The sequence below is a fragment of the Providencia sp. PROV201 genome (assembly GCF_028479545.1).
Taxonomy (GTDB): Bacteria; Pseudomonadota; Gammaproteobacteria; order Enterobacterales; family Enterobacteriaceae; genus Providencia; species Providencia huaxiensis.
The window spans coordinates 1-5,691 of sequence record NZ_JAMPNW010000040.1; the positions used below are offsets into that span (position 1 = coordinate 1).

6 protein-coding genes are annotated in these 5,691 nt (G+C 44.6%); 3 read left to right on the forward strand and 3 right to left on the reverse strand.

Annotation, left to right across the window (positions count from 1 at the left end; translation table 11 throughout):
* Positions 1–90 precede the first annotated feature (90 nt).
* Both PR809_RS19800 and PR809_RS19805 read left to right on the forward strand, forming a co-directional pair.
* Positions 91–1,017 carry an inhibitor-resistant extended-spectrum class A beta-lactamase PER-1 gene (locus PR809_RS19800; protein ID WP_001100753.1) on the forward strand — a complete coding sequence of 309 codons (927 nt, stop codon included), beginning with the start codon at positions 91–93 and terminating at the stop codon, positions 1,015–1,017.
* Between the two features lie 73 nt (positions 1,018–1,090).
* Positions 1,091–1,666: a glutathione S-transferase family protein gene (locus tag PR809_RS19805; RefSeq protein WP_001176353.1), complete on the forward strand. Its 576-nt coding sequence runs from the start codon at positions 1,091–1,093 to the stop codon at positions 1,664–1,666.
* Between the two features lie 38 nt (positions 1,667–1,704).
* Here PR809_RS19805 and PR809_RS19810 read toward each other — a convergent pair whose 3' ends face one another.
* Complete coding sequence (locus tag PR809_RS19810; protein ID WP_032495614.1) at positions 1,705–3,546, reverse strand: ABC transporter ATP-binding protein; 1,842 nt, start codon at positions 3,544–3,546, stop codon at positions 1,705–1,707.
* A gap of 370 nt (positions 3,547–3,916) precedes the next feature.
* Between PR809_RS19810 and PR809_RS19815 the strand changes: the two genes are divergently transcribed.
* Complete coding sequence (locus tag PR809_RS19815) at positions 3,917–4,618, forward strand: hypothetical protein (protein ID WP_032495674.1); 702 nt, start codon at positions 3,917–3,919, stop codon at positions 4,616–4,618.
* On the opposite strand, the gene PR809_RS19820 is transcribed toward PR809_RS19815, so the two are convergent.
* Positions 4,591–4,920 carry a hypothetical protein gene (locus PR809_RS19820; protein WP_033917513.1) on the reverse strand — a complete coding sequence of 110 codons (330 nt, stop codon included), beginning with the start codon at positions 4,918–4,920 and terminating at the stop codon, positions 4,591–4,593. The genes PR809_RS19815 and PR809_RS19820 overlap by 28 nt on opposite strands.
* A 498-nt stretch (positions 4,921–5,418) precedes the next feature.
* Complete coding sequence (locus PR809_RS19825) at positions 5,419–5,649, reverse strand: hypothetical protein (protein WP_032495677.1); 231 nt, start codon at positions 5,647–5,649, stop codon at positions 5,419–5,421.
* Positions 5,650–5,691 lie beyond the last annotated feature (42 nt).

Sequence of the window (5,691 nt, forward strand, 5' to 3'; positions counted from 1 at the left end):
AAAAAGGTGGTTTATACTTCCTATACCCTAAAAAGGCAGCTTTGGCTGCCTTTTGTATAATTCATATCGACTTATCAAAAGGACAATCCGATGAATGTCATTATAAAAGCTGTAGTTACTGCCTCGACGCTACTGATGGTATCTTTTAGTTCATTCGAAACCTCAGCGCAATCCCCACTGTTAAAAGAGCAAATTGAATCCATAGTCATTGGAAAAAAAGCCACTGTAGGCGTTGCAGTGTGGGGGCCTGACGATCTGGAACCTTTACTGATTAATCCTTTTGAAAAATTCCCAATGCAAAGTGTATTTAAATTGCATTTAGCTATGTTGGTACTGCATCAGGTTGATCAGGGAAAGTTGGATTTAAATCAGACCGTTATCGTAAACAGGGCTAAGGTTTTACAGAATACCTGGGCTCCGATAATGAAAGCGTATCAGGGAGACGAGTTTAGTGTTCCAGTGCAGCAACTGCTGCAATACTCGGTCTCGCACAGCGATAACGTGGCCTGTGATTTGTTATTTGAACTGGTTGGTGGACCAGCTGCTTTGCATGACTATATCCAGTCTATGGGTATAAAGGAGACCGCTGTGGTCGCAAATGAAGCGCAGATGCACGCCGATGATCAGGTGCAGTATCAAAACTGGACCTCGATGAAAGGTGCTGCAGAGATCCTGAAAAAGTTTGAGCAAAAAACACAGCTGTCTGAAACCTCGCAGGCTTTGTTATGGAAGTGGATGGTCGAAACCACCACAGGACCAGAGCGGTTAAAAGGTTTGTTACCAGCTGGTACTGTGGTCGCACATAAAACTGGTACTTCGGGTATCAAAGCCGGAAAAACTGCGGCCACTAATGATTTAGGTATCATTCTGTTGCCTGATGGACGGCCCTTGCTGGTTGCTGTTTTTGTGAAAGACTCAGCCGAGTCAAGCCGAACCAATGAAGCTATCATTGCGCAGGTTGCTCAGACTGCGTATCAATTTGAATTGAAAAAGCTTTCTGCCCTAAGCCCAAATTAACAGACTATCAGCACTATCTAAGCCGCTGACTCTGGTTGTACACTAAAGCTATGGTTTGAAATTGGAGTAGGTTATGCAGTTATTAGGTTCAGTGGCTTCCCCTTTTGTTCGTCGTTTACGTTTAGTACTGGCAGGGCAACCTTATCAGTTTGTAGCGCTTAATATTTTTGAGTCTGAAGGCCGTTCAGTGTTGGTACAACATAATCCGGCACGCAAAGTGCCTGTGTTAGTGGATGGAGAGCAGGTTATTTTTGATTCAGGCGTAATTTATCGTTATTTGGCTTCGAAACTGAAATTCAAACCATTGAGCTGGGATCAGGAAAACGGTCTGACGACCATCAATGCCTGCACAGACTCCTTGGTTGAATTACTGCTTTGTAAGCGCTCAGGTTTTGACGTGACTGAAGATAAATTGTTTTTTAATCTTCAGCATGAGCGAATTCAGGCGACGCTAGAGGCACTTGAGCAACAAATCAGGGCAGGGCATTTCGGTGACTGGGACTATCCTGGTATCAGTCTGTTCACTTTAATCGACTGGATATTGTTCCGCGATTTAGTCGACTTAAAACCCTTCCCTGTATTATTACAGTTCAGAAATGCGCATTTAAACCGGCCGATGGTCGCTGAAACCGACCCGCGTTTAAGCTAAAAACAACAGGTCAGAGCCAAGACTCTGACCTTTATTATTTATTCCACACCAATAAAGCCGCCGGTTTGATGCGCCCATAATTGAGCGTAAATACCGCCTTTGGCGATCAGTTCCTGATGACTGCCTTGTTCCACAATACGACCTTGATCCAGAACGATCAGCCTGTCCATAGCTGCTATGGTAGATAAACGGTGTGCAATGGCTATAACCGTTTTGCCTATCATCAACTGAGTCAGACTATGCTGAATAGCTGATTCTACTTCGGAGTCCAGCGCTGAGGTGGCTTCATCCAAAATCAGAATAGGGGCGTTTTTCAGTAAAACCCGAGCTATTGCAATACGTTGACGTTGACCACCAGAAAGCTTGACTCCACGTTCGCCCACCTGAGCGTCGTAGCCACTGTTGCCTTTAGGATCGGTAAGCTCCTGAATAAAAGCATCGGCTTCGGCTAAACGGGCTGCTTCAATCATTTCCGCTTCGGTAGCGCCAGGACGACCATATAAAATATTTTCCCTTACAGTACGGTGTAGCAGGGAGGTATCCTGGGTCACCATAGCTATATGAGCGCGAAGACTTTCCTGTGATACAGTTTTGATGTCCTGACCGTCTATCAAAATCTGGCCTGAATTGACATCATAAAAGCGCAGCAGTAAGTTCACCAGCGTGGATTTACCAGCACCAGAACGGCCGACTAAACCTACTTTTTCACCGGGTTTAATCGACAAGTCCAGACCATCAATCACAGGACCATGTTCACCTGCTGCTTTGCCGTAGTTAAAGTTCAGTTGCTTAAACTCAATCTGACCTTGTGGCACTTCAAGCGGCTTCGCATCAGCTTTGTCGATGATTTGCTGAGGCTGAGACAAAGTCGCAATACCATCTGCCACAGTACCTATGTTTTCAAACAGTGCACTGACTTCCCACATGATCCACTGCGACATACCATTTAAACGCAGCGCCAGACTGACTGCGATGGCAATAGAGCCCACAGTGACGGCATTGACAGACCAAAGCCATATCGCCAGCGTGGCAATAGAGAACACCAACAGATAGTTCAGACCCTGCACACAAATATTGAGCCAGGTAGCCAGTCGCATTTGTCTGTACACAGGCACCAGAAACAGCTGCATGCTATCGCGGGCGTATTCTGACTCACGAGCCGTGTGTGAAAACAGTTTAATAGTGCTGATATTGGTGTAGCTGTCGACAATACGGCCTGTCATTTCTGAACGGGCATCGGCTTGTTCTGTTGCAACTTGTTTCAGTCTCGGCACAAAATAAAACTGCAAGCCGGTGTATATGACTAACCAGGCAATCATCGGCAGTACCAAGCGCCAATCTGCATCGGCGATCAGATACAACATAGAGCCAAAATACACCACCACATACACCATCACATCCAGCAGCTTGGTGGCCGTTTCGCGCACTGCCAAAGCCGTTTGCATCACTTTAGTGGCGATGCGACCAGCGAATTCATTCTGGTAGAAACCCAAACTTTGTTTCAGTAAATAACGATGCGCCAGCCAGCGGATCGACATAGGGTAGTTACCCAATATAGTTTGGTGGATCAGGGCTGAGTGAAAAAATACCAAACCAGGCAACACCAGCAACATCACTATGGCCATAGTGATCAAGGTATCCTGCTCTTCCTGCCAGAAAGTAGCCGGATTCTTGGTTACCAACCAATCGACTAATTGCCCCATATAGCCAAATAAGGACACTTCTAATGCGGCCAGTAAGGCTGTCGCAATAGACATCAGGATCAGAGGCAACACCATGCCTTGACTGTAATGCAAACAAAATGCAAACAGGCCTTGAGGTGGCTGAGTTGGCTCTTTATCAGGGAAAGGGTTGGTTAAGCGTTCAAAAAAGCCCAGCATAAAATTCCTCTGCAGCAACGAAAAAGGCAGTTATTGTACGTCAAAGTTTAAAAAACAGATGTAACTATTTGATGAAAGCCCGGTTTAGAACGGCCATCTTATTTTATAACCGATAGCTTGTGACTCGCTTTTTTGCTGAACAGAACAGCAGATTGTTGAAAATAAATACAAAAAATCTGAAAAATCCAAAAGATGCTATATCACATGAACTCAGCAGCTTAGATTTATTGAAGGACCGTTAATAGGTAATAACTGGAAAATCTATAACTTAGCTTCTGTTTTGTCAGCTTGCAAAGGACTTTTTGCTTTCTACACTGAAAATACAGAGTACCCGAATCAGGGTGTTGTCTCGTCTTACAGGAGTGTTGAAATGGATGCCAAAGAATTATTGGTCTACATGAAGCAGGCAGAACTGCAAGCTGAGTTAGTCGTTGAGGCTGGTCAGCAACTGGACAGAGCCATCAAACAATTACATGACTGGTCTGAAGACTGGGATTGTCAGCGCCGGGCTTGTGAAGATATGTACGATGCCGTGCATTTAATTCTGATCCATAGCTATCAATTATCCCGGATTTTCTGGCCCGCCAAGTGTTGCGGAGAACTGGGGCTGGATTTGTGTCATAGAGCCATGGCGCTGCGAAGTGAAATCAACCTGCCTGATCTAAACCATCCACTGCGGAATGAGGCGTTATGGCGTCATGCAGATGAGCTGGATCATTCAGTGCGGGATAATACTGCTCTGCGTCGTTATCAAGCGCATCATTTAACCGGTTTTAATCAGGTGATCACCTGGATGGATAATGAAGCCATGTTTTGCTGGCTTGAACCTGCCAGTAAAACCTTTGTGTTTCATGCCGAGGAGTTTGCTTTAGCCCAATTACTGGATGCTGTGCATCAGGTTCAGCAAGATATTCAGAATTTTCTTAACAAGCAGCATCAGTCAAATCTAAAGGTGGCCAAAGCTGGCGTGCATCACTATGAGAAGCAGTGGGGGGCATTTAAAATAAGACAAGACAGATCTTGTCCACAGCTTTGTTGTTATGACTACTTATCTAATTTAATAAATCCGTAGGCAGAAATCTCGCTGAGCTTATGTTCTCTGATCTTTTTTGCGACTTCTGCTTGGTAGTCTTCAATGTACAGGTGCAAAAAATCTTTAAACTCTTCATCCAAAGCACGTCTATCCACAGAGTTACCGAACCGTTGCGCTTCGTATGCAAGCAGGCATAATCTATGCGCCCGGATCTCCATATCAGCGGCCACCTGCTTTTCGATAATGTTTAATGCATCTGACATTCCAATCAACTTCTTGTAGAAAAACAGACTTAACAGTAAAAAGCCAAACGTAATTGCAGACATAACAAAAGTCAGCATTCCTGAAGTTCCTTTCTGTGCTTGACGGCTCCTGATATGGACCATAAAAATATCGCTAAAATTGCTGCGATATTTATAGCTGGTATTCCATATTTGTATATACCACCCAATAGATCAGTGCCAAATATGACTCTGTCTGTGAATCTCGCTACCTGCAGAACAGAGTGCATCAAGATGCTTAAACAAATGAATTGAGTGATTTGTTCAACCGCCCATACGAATTTTCTATGAATAACCCAGATGATACCAAGCGTCAATGTTTGACATATCACCCAACTTGGGTACCAAAGTAAGCGAGCGAGCTCAGGAGATGTTTCAGATATCCCCATCAGCAAAGGAGCAATCCTGTCTTGAGCTAATCCCGATAAAGTGAGTATCAATATGGTTATTCGTGCAGATTTACTGGCCGACCAGACTAAGGACAGCAGTAGAGAACCTATGCACAACACCCATAAGTACTCAGCAAGAGTCGTAATAAATGTCCCCACAAACTACCTCTTATTTTGGTGGTTCATTACCCCAGCCACCACCTAATGTAGTCAGTGTTGGATTTATTGCTTTAGATTCTTGCTGCTCTGCAGCCAGCTTCGCCTTTGCTTCAGCAGATAAGGTGACAGTGTCTGCAGTAGAGGGTGCTGTTGTAGTGGTGGTTTTAGCCTGAGCAGCAGGAGCAACAGTTTGTATTGTTGATGTAGCCGCTGTGCCCGGAGTATTTAAGTTGATTTGCATAACTGTTCCTTACCATTGTCACTAAATCAGAAAACAAATGTA